The 22,730-nt window shown below is 34.4% G+C and carries 21 protein-coding genes; 13 read left to right on the top strand and 8 right to left on the bottom strand.

Annotated elements, in window-relative coordinates; genetic code table 11:
- Window positions 1-25: 25 nt before the first annotated feature.
- The gene (locus ABEB23_RS15920; RefSeq protein ID WP_348813628.1) at window positions 26-1,177 is read left to right on the top strand and encodes a glycosyltransferase family protein; all 1,152 of its coding nucleotides are present in this window, start codon (window positions 26-28) and stop codon (window positions 1,175-1,177) included.
- Here the strand turns inward: ABEB23_RS15920 and ABEB23_RS15925 are convergent.
- The 6 genes from ABEB23_RS15925 to ABEB23_RS15950 are packed head-to-tail and all read right to left on the bottom strand — an operon-like array spanning window position 1,131 to window position 6,465.
- Complete coding sequence (locus ABEB23_RS15925; RefSeq protein WP_348813629.1) at window positions 1,131-2,426, bottom strand: O-antigen translocase; 1,296 nt, start codon at window positions 2,424-2,426, stop codon at window positions 1,131-1,133. The genes ABEB23_RS15920 and ABEB23_RS15925 overlap by 47 nt on opposite strands.
- Window positions 2,423-2,992, bottom strand: coding sequence for an acyltransferase (locus ABEB23_RS15930; protein WP_348813630.1), 570 nt, complete (start codon window positions 2,990-2,992; stop codon window positions 2,423-2,425). Before ABEB23_RS15930 ends, ABEB23_RS15925 begins: the two co-directional genes overlap by 4 nt.
- Complete coding sequence (locus tag ABEB23_RS15935) at window positions 2,993-4,099, bottom strand: DegT/DnrJ/EryC1/StrS family aminotransferase (RefSeq protein ID WP_348813632.1); 1,107 nt, start codon at window positions 4,097-4,099, stop codon at window positions 2,993-2,995.
- The gene (locus ABEB23_RS15940) at window positions 4,096-5,037 is read right to left on the bottom strand and encodes a FemAB family protein (protein WP_348813633.1); all 942 of its coding nucleotides are present in this window, start codon (window positions 5,035-5,037) and stop codon (window positions 4,096-4,098) included. Before ABEB23_RS15940 ends, ABEB23_RS15935 begins: the two co-directional genes overlap by 4 nt.
- Before the next feature lie 36 nt (window positions 5,038-5,073).
- The gene (locus tag ABEB23_RS15945) at window positions 5,074-5,676 is read right to left on the bottom strand and encodes a trimeric intracellular cation channel family protein (protein WP_348813760.1); all 603 of its coding nucleotides are present in this window, start codon (window positions 5,674-5,676) and stop codon (window positions 5,074-5,076) included.
- A 45-nt stretch (window positions 5,677-5,721) separates the two neighbouring features.
- Entirely contained in the window at window positions 5,722-6,465 is a 744-nt protein-coding gene (locus tag ABEB23_RS15950) for an RDD family protein (RefSeq protein WP_348813634.1), read from the bottom strand.
- Window positions 6,466-6,485: 20 nt separating this feature from the next.
- On the opposite strand from ABEB23_RS15950, the gene ABEB23_RS15955 reads away from it, so the two are divergent.
- From ABEB23_RS15955 to nudK, 12 genes are all read left to right on the top strand, one after another.
- A complete protein-coding gene (locus tag ABEB23_RS15955; RefSeq protein WP_348813635.1) occupies window positions 6,486-7,451 on the top strand; it encodes a stage II sporulation protein M in 966 nt (321 codons plus the stop codon).
- Entirely contained in the window at window positions 7,451-8,401 is a 951-nt protein-coding gene (locus ABEB23_RS15960; RefSeq protein WP_348813636.1) for a hypothetical protein, read from the top strand. The genes ABEB23_RS15955 and ABEB23_RS15960 overlap by 1 nt, the downstream gene beginning before the upstream one ends.
- Window positions 8,394-9,155, top strand: coding sequence for a DUF4129 domain-containing protein (locus tag ABEB23_RS15965; protein WP_348813637.1), 762 nt, complete (start codon window positions 8,394-8,396; stop codon window positions 9,153-9,155). Before ABEB23_RS15960 ends, ABEB23_RS15965 begins: the two co-directional genes overlap by 8 nt.
- The gene (locus ABEB23_RS15970) at window positions 9,148-10,344 is read left to right on the top strand and encodes a DUF4350 domain-containing protein (RefSeq protein WP_348813639.1); all 1,197 of its coding nucleotides are present in this window, start codon (window positions 9,148-9,150) and stop codon (window positions 10,342-10,344) included. Before ABEB23_RS15965 ends, ABEB23_RS15970 begins: the two co-directional genes overlap by 8 nt.
- Window positions 10,345-10,393: 49 nt before the next feature.
- Window positions 10,394-11,401: an AAA family ATPase gene (locus ABEB23_RS15975; RefSeq protein ID WP_348813640.1), complete on the top strand. Its 1,008-nt coding sequence runs from the start codon at window positions 10,394-10,396 to the stop codon at window positions 11,399-11,401.
- A gap of 40 nt (window positions 11,402-11,441) precedes the next feature.
- Complete coding sequence (locus ABEB23_RS15980) at window positions 11,442-12,773, top strand: DUF58 domain-containing protein (RefSeq protein WP_348813641.1); 1,332 nt, start codon at window positions 11,442-11,444, stop codon at window positions 12,771-12,773.
- A gap of 113 nt (window positions 12,774-12,886) precedes the next feature.
- Window positions 12,887-13,672 carry a TrmH family RNA methyltransferase gene (locus ABEB23_RS15985; RefSeq protein WP_348813642.1) on the top strand — a complete coding sequence of 262 codons (786 nt, stop codon included), beginning with the start codon at window positions 12,887-12,889 and terminating at the stop codon, window positions 13,670-13,672.
- Between the two features lie 82 nt (window positions 13,673-13,754).
- Window positions 13,755-15,302, top strand: a complete 1,548-nt coding sequence (locus ABEB23_RS15990) for a serine hydrolase (RefSeq protein ID WP_348813643.1) — start codon at window positions 13,755-13,757, stop codon at window positions 15,300-15,302.
- Between the two features lie 124 nt (window positions 15,303-15,426).
- Entirely contained in the window at window positions 15,427-17,646 is a 2,220-nt protein-coding gene (locus ABEB23_RS15995) for a RelA/SpoT family protein (RefSeq protein WP_348813645.1), read from the top strand.
- 83 nt (window positions 17,647-17,729) lie between these two features.
- Window positions 17,730-18,203 (top strand): Fur family transcriptional regulator, encoded by a 474-nt coding sequence (locus tag ABEB23_RS16000; protein WP_348813647.1) that lies wholly within the window; start codon window positions 17,730-17,732, stop codon window positions 18,201-18,203.
- A 70-nt stretch (window positions 18,204-18,273) separates the two neighbouring features.
- Window positions 18,274-19,545 (top strand): adenylosuccinate synthase, encoded by a 1,272-nt coding sequence (locus tag ABEB23_RS16005; protein WP_348813649.1) that lies wholly within the window; start codon window positions 18,274-18,276, stop codon window positions 19,543-19,545.
- Window positions 19,546-19,604: 59 nt separating this feature from the next.
- The gene (gene nudK, locus ABEB23_RS16010) at window positions 19,605-20,186 is read left to right on the top strand and encodes a GDP-mannose pyrophosphatase NudK (RefSeq protein WP_348813651.1); all 582 of its coding nucleotides are present in this window, start codon (window positions 19,605-19,607) and stop codon (window positions 20,184-20,186) included.
- A 207-nt stretch (window positions 20,187-20,393) separates the two neighbouring features.
- Here nudK and ABEB23_RS16015 read toward each other — a convergent pair whose 3' ends face one another.
- Window positions 20,394-21,608: an MFS transporter gene (locus tag ABEB23_RS16015; RefSeq protein ID WP_348813652.1), complete on the bottom strand. Its 1,215-nt coding sequence runs from the start codon at window positions 21,606-21,608 to the stop codon at window positions 20,394-20,396.
- A gap of 55 nt (window positions 21,609-21,663) precedes the next feature.
- Entirely contained in the window at window positions 21,664-22,575 is a 912-nt protein-coding gene (locus ABEB23_RS16020; protein WP_348813654.1) for an AEC family transporter, read from the bottom strand.
- Window positions 22,576-22,730 lie beyond the last annotated feature (155 nt).

Consider the following 22,730-nt stretch of genomic DNA (forward strand, 5'->3'; position numbering starts at 1 on the left):
AAATATAAAAAAATAGGCTTTGTAAATGAAAATACTTTTGGTAGGCGAATACAGCCGACTGCATAATTCTCTGAAAGAAGGATTAATGGTCTGCGGACATCAGGTTGTACTGGTTTCTTCAGGAGATTATTTCAAAAAATACGAGACGGATTATTCTTTTCATCCTAGTTTATTGTCAAATTATTGGCTGGTGCGAAAAGTCAAAAACGCATTTCACAAACTCACTACAATCGATTTGGATAAAGCAGAGAGAGGCTTGCGTTTTTATCTTTTATTACCAAAATTAAATCGTTTTGATCATGTACAACTGATTAACTCAGATGCAATTGAGACTTTTCCCTGGTTATCTCGAATCCTTTATAAAAAACTATTCAGAAAAATTAAAAGCCGCAGCCTTTTAATCTGTGGCGATGAAACTCCGGTAATTGATTATTTACTAAAAAAAGAAATCGACTACTCAATTTTAACGCCATACTTTGAAGACACTTCATTAAAAAATCATTTTGAACATCCTTTAAAATATAGTACTAAAAGTTATAGAAAAACATTCGAATGGTTGGTTGAAAATTGCCAAAATCTTATTACTTCCGATTTAGATTATAAGATTCCAATGGAGAAAATGGGCTATCGCGTTCATTTTATTCCAAATCCCATTAACATACAAAAACTGGATTTTCAAGAGTCCAAAATCAAAGATAAGATTGTTATTTTTCTGGGTGTAAACCGTTCCAGTTATATCAAAAAAGGAATTATTTTTTTCAAGAAGGCTTTAGATATTATTCGAGAAAAGTATACTGATAAAGTTGAAATTATTATTACTGAAAATATTCCCTATAATACATATATTAATCTCTACAACAAAGCTTCCATTTTATTAGACCAGGTGTATGGCTTTGATCAAGGATACAACGCCTTGGAAGCTATGGCAAAAGGAAAAGTGGTATTTACAGGAGCTGGTGAAGAGTTTACAAATCATTACAATCTTACCGAAAAAGTTGCTATTAATGCTTTGCCGGATGTAAATTATCTGGTGGACCAATTGTCTTATTTGATTGAAAATCCCAATGAAATACGCGCCATTGAGAAACGCGCAAGAATCTTTATTGAGAAAGAACATGATTATATCAGGATTACCGAGAAATATCTGAAGGTCTGGGATCAAAAAACAATTTCCTGAACATGAACAGAATCAAGATGAACAAAATTAAACTGGCATAAAAGTAAGCTTTCAAAGCTCCTTCAAAAGATAAAATTTGAATCAAATAATAGGACAAAAACAAATACGATAAATTAAAAACTATTTCAAGAATAAGATATTCTTTAATCCTTGCTTTAACTAGAATTTGGTAACCAAATGCTAAAGTCATTATTTTTAATAAGTCTCCTAAAAGTTGCCAAATTAAAACTTCTTGTACTTTTAAAAATTCGTCAGTAAAGGCTATTTTCAAAATTATTCCCTTGAATAAAAAAACAATGATTAATACAAGTGTAAAAAGAGGAACAAAAATCTTAAAATAAAATTTTAATTCAACTTTAAACTCTTCATCTGTTTTTAAAGAAGCTAATTTAGGCACATAATACAATGACAAACCAGAACTAAAAATCATCATGTAAAAACCTGAAAGTTTATTCGTGGCGTCCCAAATCCCAGCATCCTGAATTGAATGTGTATCAACTATAAAATTCCTTATTAACATCAACGTCAAAGGAATGAGCACAGCACTTAGCAATGCCATAATCGAAAATTTCTTTATAACACCCAAATACTTTTTATCAATAACTTTTTGGAGATCGAATTGAAAATATTTTCTGTCTTTTAAGACAAACAAGAAAGTAACCAGCACCATGAGAAACTCGCTTAGGGCAACTGCCAAAAGTCCTCCAGCAATAGCGTCTCTCCATATTAAATAAGCGGTAAAACAAAAAATCAAAACATTCGAAACAATTTGGATAACAACAATTCTTTTAAATTTCTCTAGGCCGTTGTAAATAGCTAACCAAAAAGTATTTATAACCATTAATGGCAAAAACAATCCAAAAAACCGAATAGGATTGGTGAAGGAATTAGTAAAAAATAAAAATTCAGAAATAAAACCCGCAAAGAGTAAAACTACAATACCTAAAAATGTTGAAATAAAAAGAAAGAACCAAAAAAAAGTAGCATAAATTATGGACAACTCCTTTTTGTCATTCTTGTTTTCAACAAATAATTTTATCAAAGAATTATTTATTCCTAATGTGGCAACCGACTTAATCATTGAAGAAAAATTCCTAAAACTTCCTAACAGTACCATTCCGGGAGAACCTAATAAAACAGATATAATCTTGGTAGAAATAATTCCTAAAAGAAAACTTATTCCCATCGAGACGGAATTCAACGACAGTACCTTTAATAAGGTGTTATTTTTTAAGATTTTCAAAATCACAAATTTCGTATTACTCTGGCTGGATTACCAGCTGCAACAACATTGTCAGGAATGTTTTTTGAAACAATAGCACCGTTTCCTATTACTGAATTTTGTCCTATTGAAACTCCTTTTAAAATCGAAACATTGGAACCAATAAAAACATTGTCCTCGATTCTTACTGAAATTGATTTAGGATTATCATCGTTTCTTTTATCCATAGCCAAATCATGACCGTCATTATCAATAATAGAACAATTTGAACCAATTAAAACGTGACTACCAATACTTACTTTAGAAAAGCAGACAATCGAAAACGCATTATTAATAGCAACATTATTTCCGATACTTATTTCACTATTTTCATTTCTAGCTTCTAAATACGTATAATGAGAATAATAATTAGGTGAAGAAACCACTCCAATCTGTACATTATTTCCAAAAGTGATTTTTCCTTTTCCTTTCAATAACAACGGATGAAAAAGTTTTGGTTTCCCAGAAACCGATTTACAATCAGAAAGCCATTGGTACTTTTTAATCCGTAAGCCAACAAAGCAAAATTGTCTAATTCTACTGATTACACCCATTTAATATTTATTTAGATTTTCAATAATAAAATCCACCTCATCCATTGTTAAAACTGGGCTTATCGGTAAACTCAAAACCTCATTATGTATTTTTTCGGTAATTGGAAAAGAAAGATGATTCCAATCAGACAACGCTTTCTGTTTGTGCGGTGGAACGGGATAATGAATTACAGTTTGAATACCATTGGCATTCAAACAGTCTTGCAAATAATCTCTGTTTTTGGTTCGTACAACAAACAAATGAAAAACATGATTATTTGAAAAATCCCAATCAGGCAGTGTTATCTTGCCATTATTAATTCCGAATAAATAGCGTCTAGCAATTGCTCTTCTTTGTTCATTTTCAACATCCAGATTTGGTAATTTCACATTCAGAAAAGCAGCTTGCAATTCGTCTAATCTTGAATTTACACCAATGCAATCATTATAGTATTTCGTTTCCGAACCATAATTACGCATCATCTGAATAATGTTAGCTAATTCGTAATCATTGGTAGTAACGGCACCTCCATCTCCTAAAGCTCCCAGGTTTTTTCCGGGATAAAAACTGTAGGCAACAGCATTTCGATTCTTAACTTTTTGCTTTTGTTGATCAAGTTCATTAACTGCCCCATGAGCTTGCGCCGCATCTTCTATGACCAATAGACTGTTTTGTAGAGCGATTGCATTTATAGCATTCATTTCCGCCAGTTGTCCGTAAAGATGAACAACCAAAATAGCTTTGGTCTTTGAAGTAATCTTTTCCGCAATTAAATCGGGATTGATATTGTAGGTTTCCAACTTTGGTTCGACCAAAACAGGAACCAAATCTGCTTGTAAAACAGCCAAAATTGTTGCTATATAAGTATTTGCAGGAACAATAACCTCATCTCCTTTTTGAAGTTTTCCAAGTTGAATATAACCTCTAAAAATCAATGCTAAAGCATCTAAACCATTCCCAGTGCCAATGCAATACTTGGCACCACAGTAATTCGCAAAACTGGTTTCAAATTCCCTGCCTTCATTGCCCAAAATATACCAACCATTGGCTAAAACTGTTTTCAATTTTTCTTGAAGGGCAGCCTCGTATGGTTTATTTACTTTCTTTAAATCAAGGAATTTAATCATTGTATAGTGATTTTATAAACGTCTTGCGCATAAATAGAACAGCCTAATTCTTCCTTTTGTTTTAATAAACCTTTGTTATAGCTTGATTCATTATCAACAATACCCATATCAAAAAAGGAAAAATCAGTGCTGTACTTTTGAATCAAATGAATAAATAAATAATCCAAAGCCCTGACACTTTGCCCTTTTAATGAATTTGCTCCATATTGAGATTTTACCACCTGCTGAGAAAAAAACAGAGTAATTCCGGCTACAATTTCTCCTTTAAAATAAGCATTAAATTGCTTAATATTTTTTGGAAAATGCAATTTCAATTGATTGATTTCCTCCAACGAATGGACTGGACTGGAATTGTATTTCTCTTTTAATTTGGGAATTAAAATTTGGTTCCAAAAGGAGGTACAATCCTCTGACTCCTCAATTGAAATATCCAGTTCAGAAATCCTTTTAAAATGTTTTAACTTGCTTTTTGAAATTAATAATGGTTTCGAATAATCAATTGTTAAATTCATACTCCTTTTAAACAACGTCGCTTTCTTCTGAAATAAAAAATATTCTAATTCCTCAGAAGCACGGTATTGGTAAGCGCTGGGAACCAATTTAAAGATTAACTCCTCAATGCTTTCTTCTTTTAGAAAATTTAAAACGGAATCAAAAATAAACTCAACTGTTTCTCCTCCAACTTTTTCGTTATAAATCAACCCTCCGTATGTCAATCCCTGATGGGAATAAACGATATCGCCAACTCTGTTGGCCGGCAAAACCGCCATCAGTTTTTGGTCATCAAAAATCATCAAAGAATAATCTTCAAATCGGTCTTTATGATATTCGATAAAATCACGATGAAACAGGAAAGTAGCATTTTTGGCTTGACCAATAAACGCATTCCAAACGGTATAGTCACTTTTTTGATATAGTCTGACAGAGAGATTTTTCACTATTCGATTTTAAACTTCGTGAAAGTAAGCATTTTTTTATTTATGGTCTAAGGTTCGTAAATACCATTTGAATTTTACTGCCATCAATCGAACAGTAATGATAACCAAAGAGGTTATCAGGTACAAAACATCATTCTCCAAATTCAATTTTCGAAGGACAAAAAAGACAATTCCACCTAAAATACAAATGGTGGCATAGATTTCTTTCCTGAAAATGACTGGGATTTCAGTACATAAAATATCCCGAATAACCCCTCCAAAACAAGCAGTCATTGTTCCTAAGGCGATACAGATAACAGGATGTAAACCAATGTTTATCCCTTTTTCTAAACCTATTAATGTAAAAACCCCTAAGCCGATAGTGTCAAATAAGAATAAGGAAACTCGCAGTCTATCTAACTTTTTTCTAAAAAGTATCGCCAATAAAAACCCAAGTATTATCACATAAACATACTCCAAATTGAGCATCCATCCTACTGGTGTCCTTCCAATCAGAACATCGCGTAAGGTTCCACCACCAACAGCTGTAACAAAAGCAATGATAAAAACGCCAAAAGGATCCAGCTTCTTACTCATGGCCGTTAAAGCGCCCGACATTGCAAATGCCATCGTTCCGATGATGTCTAATAGATGAAACAGTTTCATTTTAGGTTGTAAATTTTAGCATTCTGTTTGGGGCTGGCCCTACATGTTTTGAGTATAAAAATTATAGTCTTTTAGAATGGTATTTATAAAATCCGGATCATTTCCTGACTGATTTTGAATACCGGTAACCGATTCTATTTTTCGTCTTAATTTTGTCAGCGTTTCTGAATCTCCTTTGGCTTTAGCTCCCAAAAAAGTATCCTTAATGATTCGCATATCGTTATCGGATAATTTGATAACCAATGGATAAACAGGAACATACTGATCGCCTATTTCTTCCAGAATTGTACTGTTGATAGTAATGTTATTCTTAAGGGTAATTACCGCCGTTCCAGCCGTCATGTCTCCTAAACGTTGATTTTTACTACTCGTAATTATAGCGATCAGGGCAATAATTCCATTCATGATACTAATGTCAATGATCCTAAAAAACCAACGCATCAGATAATCTCCAAATCCAGCCTGATAGCCGTCTATTTTAACCACTTTTATTTTACGAAGCTTTTTTCCAAAAGTTTGTCCTTCAAAAATACTTTCTAAAGTTATCGAATAAATCATAACCGGAAAATAAAACACCAGAAGGATAGCAATAACAGACCATTGATCCATGTTTTCCATAGCCCTGTTAATTCCTAACCAATAAAAGAATATCCCGTAAACCACTATACAGTAAGCAATTTTTATGGTCAGATCAATAAGATAAGCCACCATTCGCTCGCCTACTGAGGCAGCTGTAAAATTTATATTCACATTTTGTGTTGTACGTATAGATAATTCTGACATATTTTATACTTTAGCCTTTAATGAGAGAAATCGCCTTTATAAAACAAAATAAAGAAAAATGGCTTGAATTTGAACAGGCTATTTTTGGTAAAGCTAAAAAAAATCCTGATGAAATGGCTAATTTGTACATTCAATTAGTGAATGATTTGTCATATGCTCAAACCTATTATCCTAAAAGTAAAACGGTTATCTATCTAAATTATTTAGCGTCACAGATTTACCAAAAAATTTACAAAACCAAAAGAGAAGAGAAAAACCGAATCGTTTATTTCTTTACAACCGAGGTTCCATTGATTGTTTATGAATACAAAAGATACCTGGTTTATGCTTTTGTGTTGTTTTTTGCCACAGTGGCCATGGGAGTTGTTTCGGCTAAGTATGATGAAAACTTTGTGCGTTTAATTCTGGGTGACAGTTATGTAAACATGACTCTCGAAAACATCAAAGACGGAAATCCTGTAGCTGTTTATAAATCAGGCAGTCATTTAGGCAGTTTCATCGGCATCACTTTAAACAATCTTTATGTCGGTGCCAGATGCTATTTATATGGCATTTTTGGAGGTATTGGCACATTTTATATCTTCTTACAAAACTCCCTGATGCTGGGTTCTTTCCAATATTTCTTCTATCAGCAAGGTGTATTCTGGGAAAGTGTCCGAGGCATTTGGATTCATGGTTCTATGGAGATTTTCGCTATCGTAATTGAATCAATGGCAGGATTCATTCTTGGGGCTTCCATCTTGTTTCCAAGAACCTATTCGAGAATGAATTCCTTTAAAATCGGTTTCAAAAACAGTTTTAAAATCTTTTTGAGCACATTTCCTTTCACCATTTCTGCAGGCTTTCTGGAAGGTTTTATTACACGCTATTCGATAGAAATGGAAAATTGGTTCAGTAGTTTTATCATTCTATTTACGCTGGCTGTAATTTCTTTTTACTATTTGATTTATCCATTTATTGTCCATAAAAAAATACCCAATTCATAATGTTTGTACTTTTCAAAAAAAGGGGATTTAGCGAATATATCTCTGACACCATTACTTTTTTCAAAACCTTCGGTAAGCACTATTTCAAGAATTATTTCATCATTAATGGTGGATTTTTATTGATTCTGATGGTTTTAATTTATTTTATTTTTAAGGTGTATTGGGAAGTTATTTTTTCATCCTTAGAAAATCCAAATGCAAACTATCTTGAAAGTTATTTTGCAGATAATGCAGCGCTATTTATTGGATCTCTACTCCTGTTTGTTACTCTTGCCGTTATTCTGTCTTTACTGAATTTTGCTTTTCCGGTTCTGTATCTTCAGCTTATCGAAAAAAACAATGGAAACAATTTCACGACTTCTGATCTTATAATGAGTTTGAAAGAAAACTTTGGACGGCTACTGATATTTTTTCTGGGTTTCGCTTTCATAATTATCCCGGCTATGATGGTGGTATTTGTGCTGACTTTTCTAATGATTTTTATTCTTATTGGTATCCCGTTACTGTTCATCATCGGACCGGCTTTTTTAGCTTGGATGACATTAAGTTTTCACGACTATTTAATACAAAAGACAGGATTTTTTGAATCATTAAAGAATGGATTTAATTTAGTGAAGCAACAATTTTGGGTAATCGTGGGAACCACTTTTATCATGGCACTGCTTATTCAGATCATACAGGGAATCCTTTCGATAATCCCCTATTTTATTGGAATCATCTTCATATTTACTACAGGAAATTCATCCGGTTTTGATAATCCAAATATGGAAAATCTTTCGGCCATGGGTATTTTAATGGCTGTGGTCATGGTCTTATCCATTGTTTTGAGCTACTTTTTCAACAATTTCCTCATCATTAATCAAGGACTTATTTATTATAGTTTGAGAGAAGAAAATGAGAACAATACGCCTAAAAGTCAAATTGATTTAATCGGAAGCGAAAGTGAATAAACTGCTATTTCTTTTTTTCTTTTTCATTTGTTCCAATATTGGAGCTGCTGATTCTTTGGCTGTTGCCAAAGAAGAAAAAATACTGTTCACAGAAAAAGACATTCTGATAGATTCAACAGCTATAGAAGCGAAATCATTTCCACAGAATTTCAAAAAAAAATACACAGATGAAGCTTTTATCTATGAATTCAAAACCCCCGAGAAAAATGCCTGGGATCGTTTCAAAGAATGGTTAGCCGGAATTCTGAAAAATTTATTCAGTTTCGGCAGCAATGAGGCCTCACTAAATTTCGTTGGTATCTTACTCAAAATAATTGCTGTCCTGATTGTTGTTTTTGTAATCTATCTTATTGTAAAAGCTTTAATGAATAAAGAAGGCCAATGGATTTTTGGAAGAAATTCAGATAAAAAAGGGATGAATTACAATGAAATTGAAAAAAATCTTCACTTGGTTGATTTTGAAAAATTGATTAAGGAGACCTTGGCGTCAGGAGAAAAGAGACTGTGCATTCGCTACTATTATCTTTGGTTACTCAAAAAAATGTCCGAAAAACATCTGATTGTCTGGGATGTCGAAAAAACCAATTCAGACTACTTGTACGAACTGCAAAATCAGTCACAGAAAGATGATTTCGCCTATCTCTCCTATTTGTACAACTACATTTGGTATGGTGAATTTGAACTGGACGAAGACACTTTCGAAAAAGCTAAAAATACCTTCGAAAAATCCATAAAATCAATTAGCAATGAATAGAACCCTCAAAATATACATCGCTTTTTTGGTGCTGGTTCTTGCCGTCATTATTGCCATTGATGTCAACCGACCAAAACCTGTTGACTGGACCTCAACCTATTCTATAAAAGACAAAATTCCTTATGGAATGTATGTTTTTAACAAAGAAATTGGTTCGATATTGAAAAACCAAAAAATCGAAAAAGTAACAACTACTCCTTATGAGTTTTTGGAATCAAAATACGATTATGACACCTTAGTCAATAATTACAAGATAAAAGGAACCATCCTGAGTATCTCTGAATTATCCGACATTGATGACGAATCTATAAAGGAACTTTGTTATTTTGTGAGCCGAGGAAATACAGCTTTTATCAGCGCCAAAACGATTCCCAATTCATTATTGGATACTTTAAAACTAAAAATGGATTCCGAGTACAGATACTCAGATGCCATAAACAATTGGACGGTCAACAAAAAATTAGGTGTCAAAAAATACAAACTATCAGAAGGCGTCGGTAATAATTATTTCTCGACCATTGACACTTTGAATACAACCGTTTTAGGTTATCAGAGTGGCGACAGTTCCCGTGTGAATTTCATAAAAGTAAAGTACAGCAATGGTACTTTCTATTTGCACACGCAACCTGTGGCATTTACTAATTTTCATTTGCTGAAAGCAGATCATCATGAATATGCCGAAAAAGTGTTGTCTTATATTCCGGCAGGAGACGTTTTTTGGTATATAAAAGATCAAAATGGAGATGTTATCTCAGATTCTCCCATGCGTTATATACTGAGTCAACCGGCATTGAAATGGGCCTGGTATTTTTTCCTGATCGGAATGCTCTTCTTTATGATTTTTAATGCCAAACGAAAACAACGTATTGTTCCTATAATAAAACCTTTGACCAATACAACTGTGGATTTCACCAAAACTATTGGAAATCTATACTATCAGGAAGGAGATCACGACAATATTATTGATAAAAAAATTATTTATTTCCTTGAAAAGATCAGAAATGAATATTTGATTGACACTAACCGACTCGATGATGAGTTTGTGAAAAAATTACATCATAAATCAGGAAAAGATTTACACTTGATTAAAAATGCAATATTTTTGATTAACAATCATCGCAGAAGTCCACACAATAGCATTGAGGAAGATTTAATCCAGATTAATGATGCTATCGAGAAAATAATATAGATTATCTAATTTAAAAAAACTTGGCGCCTTTGCGGCAAAATATAAAAATATGGAAGACACAAACACTCAGGAAATCACAAACGAAAACGTAAGCTTTGAATCAAGAATAAATCTAGCACCGCTTTTAGCAAGCATCAACGCCATAAAGCAGGAACTGGGAACAGTAATCGTGGGACAAAATAAAATGATTGACCAACTATTAGTTGCCATTCTTTCTAACGGGCATGTTTTGCTTGAAGGTGTCCCGGGAGTTGCCAAAACAATCACAGCCAAACTGCTGTCTAAAACCATGAACATTGGCTTTAGTCGTATACAATTTACTCCCGATTTGATGCCATCAGATATTTTAGGAACTTCTGTTTTTGATTTGAAAAAATCAGAATTTGAATTTAAAAAAGGACCTATCTTTTCGAATCTGATTTTGATTGACGAGATTAATCGTGCTCCGGCCAAAACACAGGCTGCACTTTTTGAAGTAATGGAAGAACGACAAATCACCATCGACGGAAGTGCCTATATTCTGGATACACCTTTTTTGGTAATTGCTACTCAAAATCCAATTGAGCAGGAAGGAACTTATCGTTTACCCGAAGCACAATTAGACCGTTTCTTGTTTAAAATTTCGATTGATTATCCAAAATTGGAAGAGGAAATCACTATTATCCAAAGAGAGCATTTGTTGCAAAATCAGGGTAAACTCGAAAATATAAAATCACTACTTTCATCAGATGAAATCAAACAGTACCAAGCAATAGTAAAACAAATAATCGTTGAACATCAATTACTGGAATACATTGCAAAAATAGTAATGAACACCCGAGAAAATGCATTCTTGTACTTGGGCGCCTCCCCTCGTGCTTCGATTGCTATTTTGAATGCGGCAAAAGGTTTTGCGGCTATTCGAGGACGTGATTTTGTAACACCGGAAGATATTAAAGAAGCTGCAATTCCAGTTTTGCAACACCGTATCATCGTCACTCCTGAACGTGAAATGGAGGGCATTACCAGTACCGAAATCATCAAACAAATTTTGGAAACGGTAGAAATTCCGAGATAACCAACAAAGGCGAAATTTTCAACCTTAAACTTCACACTTTTTGAAACTAATAAAAAGTCTATACATCAACAATTTCTTTTTCTATGCGCTTTTGGGCATCATAGGATTATTTGTCTGCGCCTTTATTTTTCCGGCTTTATACAATGCTGCCTGGTATGTAGTATTGATTTTAATGACGTTTTTAGTTCTGGATGTATTGATTTTGTTCTTTGCAAAAAAAGGAATTGAAGCGAACCGAACTACACCTGAAAAATTATCAAACGGAGACGAAAATCCCATAAATGTCACTATTAAAAACTTTTATACGTTTCCAATTTCAGTAAAAATAATAGACGAAATTCCGTTTCAATTTCAGGTACGCAATTTTGAAATTAAAAGACAACTAAAAGCTTCTTCACAGGACGAAATCAGTTATTTTTTGCGCCCAACGGAGCGAGGAGAATATTCTTTTGGAAATCTGAATATCTATGTAAGTTCTCCTTTGCGAATGATTTCCAGACGATTTACATTCGATAAAGATCAAATGGTTCCCACCTATCCGTCCTATATTCAATTACGAAAATACGATCTGATAGCATTCTCTAATAATTTATTTCAATACGGAATCAAAAAAATCAGACGTATTGGACACACGATGGAGTTTGAACAGATTAAAGAATATGTTAACGGTGACGACATCAGAACCTTAAACTGGAAAGCCACCGCCAAGAAAAATTCGTTAATGGTCAACCAATTCCAAGACGAAAAATCCCAATCGGTTTATATGGTAATTGACAAAGGCCGAGTGATGAAAATGCCTTTCAACGGATTAAGTTTACTGGATTACGCCATTAATGCCACTTTGGTTCTATCGAATGTCATCTTAAAAAAACAAGATAAAGCGGGAATGTTTGCCTTTTCGAAAAAGGTTGAAAACAGGGTTTTTGCCGAAAAAAGAGCCTCTCAAATGCAAAAAATTCTTGAAAACCTATACAATATCAAAACTGATTTTTTCGAAAGTGATTACAGCCGATTGTATGTCGATATCAAGAAAAATATCAATCAAAGAAGTTTGATTATTTTGTATACCAATTTTGAAACAATGGAAGGTTTACATCGTCAATTACCTTATTTGAAAGGAATTGCCAAAAGTCATTTACTGGTTGTCGTTTTCTTTAACAATACCGAACTCAACGAACTCATTAATAAAAAAACAGAAACTATTCAGGACGTATATGATAAAGTTATAGCCGAGAAATTTGCTTTTGAAAAACGTTTAATCGTTAATGAACTTAAGAAATACGGAATTTATTCGGTGCTAACTCAGCCTGAAAATCTGACTTTGGATACGATAAACAAATATTTGGAAATCAAGGCAAGAGGGATTCTGTAGTATTCAGTCGCAATTTTCAGTTCCAAAAAGTCATTACAAAGGATTTAAATTTGAAGAGGAGGATTTGAAAAAACTCTGTACCTTAGCACCTCAGAAACTCAGAAACTTCAATTTTGAAACAAATCACTTCCGTACAAAATCCATTTATAAAATCATTGGTGTTATTGCAGGAAAAAGCAAAAGCACGCAAACAATCCGGAACTTTCCTGATTGAGGGACAACGTGAAATTTCGATAGCCATAAAAGGCGGTTATGAAATAGAAACACTGTTGTTTTTACCTGAAATTTGTTCCGAAACCGAAGCCAGAAAGTTATCCAAAACCGCAGACCTCATTGAGATCAACAAAGAAGTCTATCAAAAATTGGCCTATAGAGATACGACAGAAGGAATTTTGGCTGTAGCCAAAACCAAGTCTACACAATTATCCGACCTAAAATTATCCGATAATCCTTTAATTCTTGTTGCCGAAGCTCCTGAAAAACCAGGAAACATTGGTGCTTTACTGCGAACTGCCGATGCCGCCAATCTGGATGCTGTGATTATTGCCAACCCAAAAAGCGATTTATACAACCCAAATATTGTACGCTCCAGTGTGGGTTGTTTGTTTACTAATCAAATTGCGACAGGAACCACCTCAGAAATTATTGCTTTCCTGAAAGAGAAAAAAATCAATTTCTACTGCGCCACTTTACAAAATTCAAATCCGTATCATGTTGAAAATTACACGACCCCAACTGCCTTAGTTGTAGGAACCGAAGCTACCGGATTGACACAAGAATGGCGAGATGCAGCCACACAAAACATCATCATTCCAATGCAGGGCGAAATAGATTCCATGAATGTTTCGGTTGCAGCCGCGATTTTGATTTTTGAAGCCAAAAGACAAAGAGGATTTTAATTGGTGATTTTTCATCAACGACATTTGATCCCATATTTATAAGAAAAAGAAAGAATTAATAACGCCTAACAGAAAATTGAAAATGAAAAAAATTGCAATTACATTTGTATTACTACTCGCTTTGGTTACAAATTCTTTTGCCCAAATCACTCCAGATCAAGTCGATGCATTAGTGGACCGTACCTTAAAAACATTTGATGTTCCTGGAATTGCCGTGGCAATTGTAAAAGACGGTAAAATCGTTCATGCAAAAGGATACGGCGTAAAATCAATTTTGACAAACGAAAAAGTAGATGCCAATACCCTTTTTGGAATTGCTTCAAACAGCAAGGCATTCACCAGTGCCGCATTGGCCATGCTAGTGGATGAAGGCAAAATAAATTGGGACGATAAAGTCATTAAATACCTTCCCAATTTTAAAATGTATAATGACTATGTGACCAATGAATTTACGATTCGTGATTTATTGACGCACCGAAGCGGATTGGGTCTTGGTGCAGGCGATTTGATGATCTGGCCTGACGGAAGTGATTTTACAGCTCAGGATATCGTACAGAATTTACAATATTTGAAACCGGTTTCGGCTTTTAGAACCAAATATGATTATGACAATTTACTTTATATCGTTGCTGGTGAAGTAGTACATAAAGTAAGTGGGAAAAACTGGTGTGATTTTGTTGAAGAACGCATCATGAAGCCTTTGGAAATGAATAATAGTGCTGCCTCCTATTTAAGATTAAAGGACAGCACCAATATTATCGCCCCACATGTTCCAATTGATGGAAAACTAAAAGTAATTAAGCGTTACCAAAACCAACTTTTTGATGCTGCGGCCGGAATTTACTCTAGTGTCAATGACTTGAGCAAATGGACCATCATGCAAATGAATAACGGAAAATACGGTCCTGAAAACAAATCGCTGTTCTCAGAAAAAGAACACAATGAAATGTGGCAATTGCAAACTATTATTCCTGCCACTACAAAAGCGCCTTATAACACTCATTTTAGTGGTTACGGATTGGGTTGGTTTTTAAGCGACGTTAAGGGCTACAAACAAGTCACACATACCGGGGGATTAGAAGGAATTGTTACTCAAGTTACTTTATTGCCAGAATTGAATTTAGGAATCATTGTATTGACCAACCAACAATCTGGAGCAGCTTTTTCTGCGATTACCAACACCATAAAAGACAGCTATTTGGGAATTCAATCAGAGGATTATGTCACTCTTTACAGTAACAGAACAAAAGCCCATGAAGAAACTGCCGATAAAGTAACCGATGAAGTTTGGGTAACTGTAGCTAAAAATAAAAAAGATAAAATTAAAGTAGATTTCAATAATTTCATCGGAACTTACAAAGACAATTGGTTTGGTGATATTACAGTGTCTGAAAAGAAAGGAAAATTATACTTTGCATCCAAACGTTCACCACAGCTTTCAGGAGAAGTATTTTTCTATAAAGGAAATAATTTTGTGGTAAAATGGAACAATGCTTATTTCCATGCAGATGCCCATTTGTTTTTTGAATGCGATACAGCTGGAAAAGCAACCGGATTAAAAATGAAACCAATTTCTGAATTAACCGATTTCAGTTATGATTTTCAAGATTTAGACTTCAAAAAAATATAGAAATAATATGTTCAAAATGTGCGTTTTATTTTTTTAAAGTCTTGAATCTAAAATGTTACTCCAGAAACTTTCCCTTGCATATCTCCTAACTAATTCTTATTTTTAGGAATTGAACCATGCCGTTATGACTGAAATAGATTTAGAAAAAGAAAATAAAGCAATTGCCCAAGAATATAAAGAATTACTTCGTATAAGCTACCAAACCTTATCGACAGAAGACAAGAAACTTATACGTAAGGCTTTTGACGTAGCAGTTGATGCCCATAAAGATCAAAGAAGAAAATCCGGAGAAGCCTATATTTTCCATCCCATAGCTGTTGCAAAAATTGTGGCCTCAGAAATTGGCTTGGGAGCTACCTCCATTGCTGCCGCCCTATTACACGATGTTGTTGAAGATACTCCATTCACGATCGAGGATATAGAACGCATGTTCAATCCAAAAGTGGCCCAACTGGTTGAAGGACTGACCAAAATATCGATGGTTCAAAAGGATTTAAACGCATCTTTACAAGCAGAGAATTTCCGTAAAATGATTTTGACGCTAAACGATGATGTTCGTGTAATCCTCATAAAACTAGCGGATCGTTTGCACAACATGCAAACAATGGATTCCATGCAGGAAGACAAGCAAACCAAAATCGCATCGGAAACCCTATACATTTATGCTCCTTTAGCACATCGATTGGGCTTATATAATATCAAAACAAAACTGGAAGATTTAGGGTTGAAATATACTGAACCTGCCATCTATAATGATATTGTAAGTAAAATTAAAGAAACCAAAGAAGAGCAGGATGCCTATATCAAAGACATTTCAGATGTTTTGAAAGCATCCTTAAATGAAGAAGGTATTGAATACATCATAAAAGGCCGTCCAAAATCAATCTATTCCATTCGAAGAAAAATGAAAGCGCAAAATGTAAGCTTCGATGAAGTTTATGATAAATTCGCCTTGCGTATCGTGTACAAATCAAATCCACACGATGAAAAATTTCTCGCCTGGAAGATCTATTCTATCGTAACCGATCATTACAGACCAAGTCCAAGCCGTTTACGCGATTGGATTTCATCTCCTAAGTCAACGGGATACGAAGCACTGCACATTACCGTCATGGGACCAAAAGGTCGCTGGGTCGAAGTACAAGTACGAAGCGAACGAATGGATGAAATTGCCGAAAAAGGATATGCGGCTCACTACAAATATAAAAACGGAGCCACTGAAGAAAGTGGACTGGATGCCTGGCTGAATTTATTAAAAGAAGCTCTTGAAAGTTCAGAAACAAATGCAGTGGATTTTGTGGAAGACTTCAAAATGAATTTGTATTCAAAGGAAATTTTCGTTTTTACACCAAAAGGAGACATCAAATCGTTACCCAAAGGAGCAACCTCTCTTGATTTTGCCTTTAGCATCCACTCCGAAATAGGAATCCGTACCCGAGGAACCCGTGTCAACGGAAGATTGGTTCCTTTGAATCATGAATTAAAAAGTGGGGATCAAATAGAAGTAATCACTTCACAAAGTCAAAAACCAACGGTCAACTGGCTTGATTATGTAACGACTGCGAGAGCGAAAACAAAAATAAAAAACGTTCTAAACGAAAATACCAAGAAGATTGGTGAAGAAGGAAAAGAGTTGCTTACGCGAAAATTAAAACACTTAAAAATAACCATGAACGAATCGGTTGTTAATGAGTTGGTAAACTTTTTCAAACTAAAAACCAGCTTGGATTTATTTTACCGTGTTGGAATTGGCGCCATAGAAAACCAGCAACTGAAAGACTTCGCTGCTCAAAAAAGCAATACTTTCATTAATTTCTTCAAAAATAAAATCAAGCGTCCGCACAGTACTGCAGATGAAGACATTCATAAACAAATCATCAGCAGCAATTATGACATGCTTGTTTTTGGCAAGGATCACGACAAACTTGACTATAAGCTCTCCCCTTGTTGTAATCCTATTCCGGGAGACGATGTTTTTGGATTTGTAACAATCAACGAGGGTATCAAAGTGCATAAAAAAGATTGCCCAAATGCCATCGGTATGCAATCCAACTACGCCTACAGAATTATGACCGCGAAATGGATTGACTCTTCACAGGAAGAATTCAAAGCCATTATTAATATTACAGGAATGGACGTTTTAGGACTGACGAACCAATTGACAAAAGTGATTTCAAACAACATGAATGTAAATATCCAGAGCATTTCCTTAAGTACCGATGCGGGGATTTTTCATGGTCAGGTCGTAGTCATTGTACAAAACAATACTATTCTTAAAAAAATGATTAACAACATCAAAAAAATTGATGGTATCGATAAAGTTACAAGAGTTTATAAAACGTAAAAGAATGTGTTTTTTAACACTTATCATTAAACTTTAAACCTTGAACTTTAAACTTTAAACAAAAAAAATTATCTTTGCCAGATATGACACTCATTTCCACAGACAACAATAAAAACCAAGAAATTGTAAAAAATGTTTTTACAATGTATCTTGAAAAAAAAGGGCATCGTAAAACTCCGGAACGCTATGCTATTCTTCAGGAAATTTACGATAGTGAAGAACATTTTGATATTGAAAATCTTTATATCAAAATGAAAAACAAAAACTATCGTGTCAGCAGAGCAACCTTATACAATACAATTGAGTTGCTTTTGGATTGTGCCCTGGTTCGTAAACACCAATTCGGACAAAATCAAGCGCATTACGAAAAGTCCTATTTCGACAAACAACACGATCACATCATCATGACCGATACCGGTGAAGTAATTGAGTTTTGTGATCCACGAATTCAAAGTATCAAAAAAACAATCGAAGAGATATTTGATATAGAAATCACCAACCACTCTTTATATCTGTACGGAAATAAAAGAGGTTCAAAGCCTGAGACAAAAGTTTAAAAATAAATTAAATCAGACAACTATCAAGTTGTTTTTTCAAAACATATAATAACTACAAATAACACACAGAATGACCATAGATTTATTACTAGGATTACAATGGGGAGATGAAGGAAAAGGGAAAATCGTTGATGTATTAACTTCTAAATACGATATTATTGCTCGTTTTCAAGGTGGACCAAACGCAGGACACACTTTAGAATTTGATGGTATTAAACACGTACTAAGAACTATCCCATCTGGAATTTTTCATAAAACAGCCGTAAACATTATTGGAAACGGAGTTGTAATTGACCCAGTTGTTTTTCAAAAAGAAATCGAAGGTTTGGAAAAGTTTAATATTGACATCAAAAACAAATTAATCATTTCCAGAAAAGCGCATTTAATTTTACCAACTCACCGTTTGCTTGATGCGGCTTCTGAAGCTTCAAAAGGAAAAGCAAAAATTGGTTCTACTTTAAAAGGAATCGGACCAACATACATGGACAAAACCGGAAGAAACGGACTTCGTGTAGGTGATATCGAATTAGAAGATTTTGCGGATCGTTACAGATCTTTGGCTGACAAACATGAAGCAATGATTGCATTTTACAATGTTGCTATTGAATACAATCTTGAAGAGTTAGAGAAAGAGTTTTTTGAAGCTATTGAAGAATTAAAAAAATTAGATTTCATTGACAGCGAAGAATATTTGCACCAAGCACAAAAAGCAGGTAAATCTATTTTATGTGAAGGCGCTCAAGGTTCCTTATTAGATGTTGACTTTGGAACATATCCTTTTGTTACTTCTTCTAATACAACTGCGGCTGGTGCTTGTACCGGTTTAGGAATTGCTCCTAATAAAATCAAAGAAGTATACGGTATTTTTAAAGCATATGTAACCCGTGTAGGAAGTGGTCCATTCCCAACAGAACTTTTTGACGAGGATGGTGCTACTATGGCACGTGTAGGAAATGAATTTGGTTCTGTTACAGGAAGACAAAGACGTTGTGGATGGTTAGACTTAGTTGCTTTGAAATATGCAGTTCAAGTAAATGGTGTTACACAATTGATGATGATGAAAGGGGATGTACTTTCAGGATTTGAAACTTTAAAAGTATGTACAGAGTACAATTATAAAGGAGAGAAAATTTCTCATTTCCCATACAACATCGAACCAGAAAATGTTACTCCAATTTATAAAGACTTCAAGGGATGGCATCAAGATTTAACTGGTATGACAACTTATTATGAATTACCTGTTGAATTAAAAGAGTATATCGAGTTTATCGAGAAGGAAGTTGAAGTTCCAATAAAAATCGTTTCTGTAGGTCCAGACAGAAAACAAACGATTCTTAAATAAAGTTAATTGACGCCCTGAAAACTCAGGGCGTTTTTTTTACATAAAAAAATATCTCACGCATGAACAATCCAAATATTACAATCCAAAAAACCGAATTACTTTCAGACAACTGGTATATTTTGAACAAGGTAACTTTTGATTATTTAACAAAAGACAACACCTTAATTAGCCAAAAAAGAGAAGTCTATGACCGAGGAAACGGTGCCGCCATTTTATTATATAATACAAAGCAAAAAACAGTTATCCTTACAAGACAGTTTCGACTACCCACTTATTTAAATGGTAATGATTCCGGAATGATGATTGAAGTTTGTGCAGGGCTTTTGGATGAAGATCATCCAGAGCAATGTATCATTAGGGAAACAGAAGAAGAAACGGGTTATCGGGTTTCATCTGTCCGCAAAGTTTTTGAATCCTATATGTCTCCTGGAGCCGTAACTGAGATTTTATATTTTTTTGTGGGCAAGTACGATGAGTCGATGAAAGTCAGCGAAGGTGGTGGAGTTGAACACGAGCAGGAAAATATCGATGTTTTGGAATTCACTTTTGATGAAGCCTACGCGATGATTGAATCGGGCGAAATCAAAGATGCAAAAACCATCATGCTGTTGCAATATGCTAAAATCCATGATTTAGTATAAAAAAGCGTATTCCGTTTTCTGCCGCAGTTTGTAATGTTTCTATCATGATTCCTACCTAGCCCTGATAGCAACGGCATCCTTTTGCTTTTTTCTTTAAAAAGCAAAAGATAGAGTGGATAGCAGGAATCAGCTCCTTCCTTCGACTATACTCAGGATCATATTCAGATTGATTCATTTTTCATCACAAAATAGAATAATTATAAGGTATTATTTCTTTTTTAAATTGGGCAAAAAGAACGCTATAATTCCTATCAATGGTAAATAAGCGCAAATAGAATATACATAAGTTATGCTGGTATAATCAGCCAAATTACCTAATAATGCCGAACCCAAACCTCCCATTCCGAAAGCAAAACCATAAAATAGACCGGAAACCATTCCAAGTTTTTTAGGCAATAATTCTTGTGCAAAAACCAAAATTGCCGGAAAAGCAGAGGAAATTATTGTTCCGATTATTACCGATAAAATTCCAGTCCAAAACAAATCAACATAAGGCAGCATTAAAGTAAACGGTGCCGCTCCCAATACTGAAAACCAGATAACATATTTCCTTCCGAATTTATCTCCCAATGGGCCGCCAATCAGTGTTCCGACAGCACAAGATGCTAAAAATAAAACCAAATGGAATTGCGCTTCCTGAACAGATAAATGAAATTTCTCCATTAAATAAAACGTAAAATAACTAGACATACTTGCCATGTAGAAGAATTTTGAAAATATCAAAACCAATAATATCCCCACCGAAATAACAATTTTTGTTTGTGAGAGATTAGGCAAATCAACAACCGTTTTTTTAGTCGCTCTCATACTCAAATGGCTTTGGTACCAAAATGCAATTCTACTCAAAACCAGCAAAGCAATCATAGCAGCGACAACAAACCAAATGATATAATATTGTGCATTCGGTACGACTATTAATGCGACTAACAAAGGCCCTATAGCCGTCCCGGCATTACCTCCCAGTTGAAAAATAGATTGTGCCAAACCACGTTTCCCTCCCGACGCCAAAAAAGAAATTCTGGAAGCTTCAGGATGGAAAATAGAGGAACCTATACCAACTAAAACCACTGAAACTACTATTATTGAAAAATCCCAGGCATAAGACAACAGCACAATTCCTGACATGGTAAAAAGCATTCCGAAAATCTGCGAAAAAGGTTTGGGCCTTTTGTCTGTATACAAACCCACAACAGGCTGCAAAATAGAAGCCGCCAATTGGTAAGCCAAAGTGATTAGTCCGATTTGGGTAAAAGTTAAATTAAAATTCCCTTTCAATATCGGATAAGAAGCAGGAATAACTGCCTGCAACAAATCATTTAATAAATGCGCAAAAGCAATGGAGAACAATATGGGATAAACCGTTTGTTGAACCGATGTACCTGAATGTACATTGGATACAGTCTCTGAAGATGAAGAATTCATATATTAAAAAAATAAAAGGGTAAAAAATAATAATGTCTTAGCAATGAAAACCGTTTTAGATATATTGGGCCACAAAGTACCAAAACACTAAAGTGATAAAGGATAATGGAATTCCAAAACCAACCATCATACTGCTTAATCTGGGTTTTAAACCGTGTGAAGAAGCTAAAATACTGGCTGTAATCATAGGCGCCATGGCAGCTTCCATTACAGCAACTTGAATTAGTTTTGAATGTTGATCAAAAATTACCACATACAATAAATAGATTAAGGCAGGAGTCAAAATTAATTTATACAGCAAACCCAATCCCAAGAATTTCCAATGTTGGCTTTTGCTTTCAAATCGCAATTGCAAACCAACAGAAAGCATTGCCAGCGGGGTCATTCCGCTACCTATTTTTTGTAAAACGAATTGAATGTATTCGTGAAAATCGACATTATAAAAATTCATTAAACACGCCAGCAGAAAAGTAATGAACGGTGGAAAAAACAGAATTTTTTTAGCAATATGAACACCATTGGAACTTCCGGAAGAATATAATGTCGCCACCAAAATCCCTAAAGTAGAAAGCACCACAAAAGAGCCCGGCTGATCAACCAGAATAGCTGTTTTTAAGCCTTCCTCGCCATAGAGCGCTTGAATTATGGGAAACCCCAAAAAAGAAGTATTTCCTAAACCAGCTGTTATAATCAAACAGCCGATGAGCTTTTTAGACCATCCATATCTTTTTCCCAGAAAATTAAAAAACAAATAGGAAACAAAAAAAGTGATCCAAGCCACACTGATAGGAAAGACCAGTTCCTCACTTAATTCAATTTCAGGTATATAATACAACGCCAGCGCCGGAAGACAGACATAAACTACGATATTGTTTAATAATTTATAACTGTGAGATGGAAAGCGTTTTACTTTTTGCAACACTATTCCAAGGAATAAAAAAACAAAGATTAATATGAAGTTGCCCATAGACTGCAAAGATATCGACTAATTTATTATTTAGTCAATAATCCGAGAGGAAAAGCCCATTTTGTTGATGATAAATTATCATTTTCTACAAAAGGACGAAATATTTAAATAAAACAAAAAGCAAACATCCGTAGTTTTTAGTAATTTTACTAATC

Source organism: Flavobacterium maritimum, from assembly GCF_040049085.1.
Classification (GTDB): Bacteria; Bacteroidota; Bacteroidia; order Flavobacteriales; family Flavobacteriaceae; genus Flavobacterium; species Flavobacterium maritimum.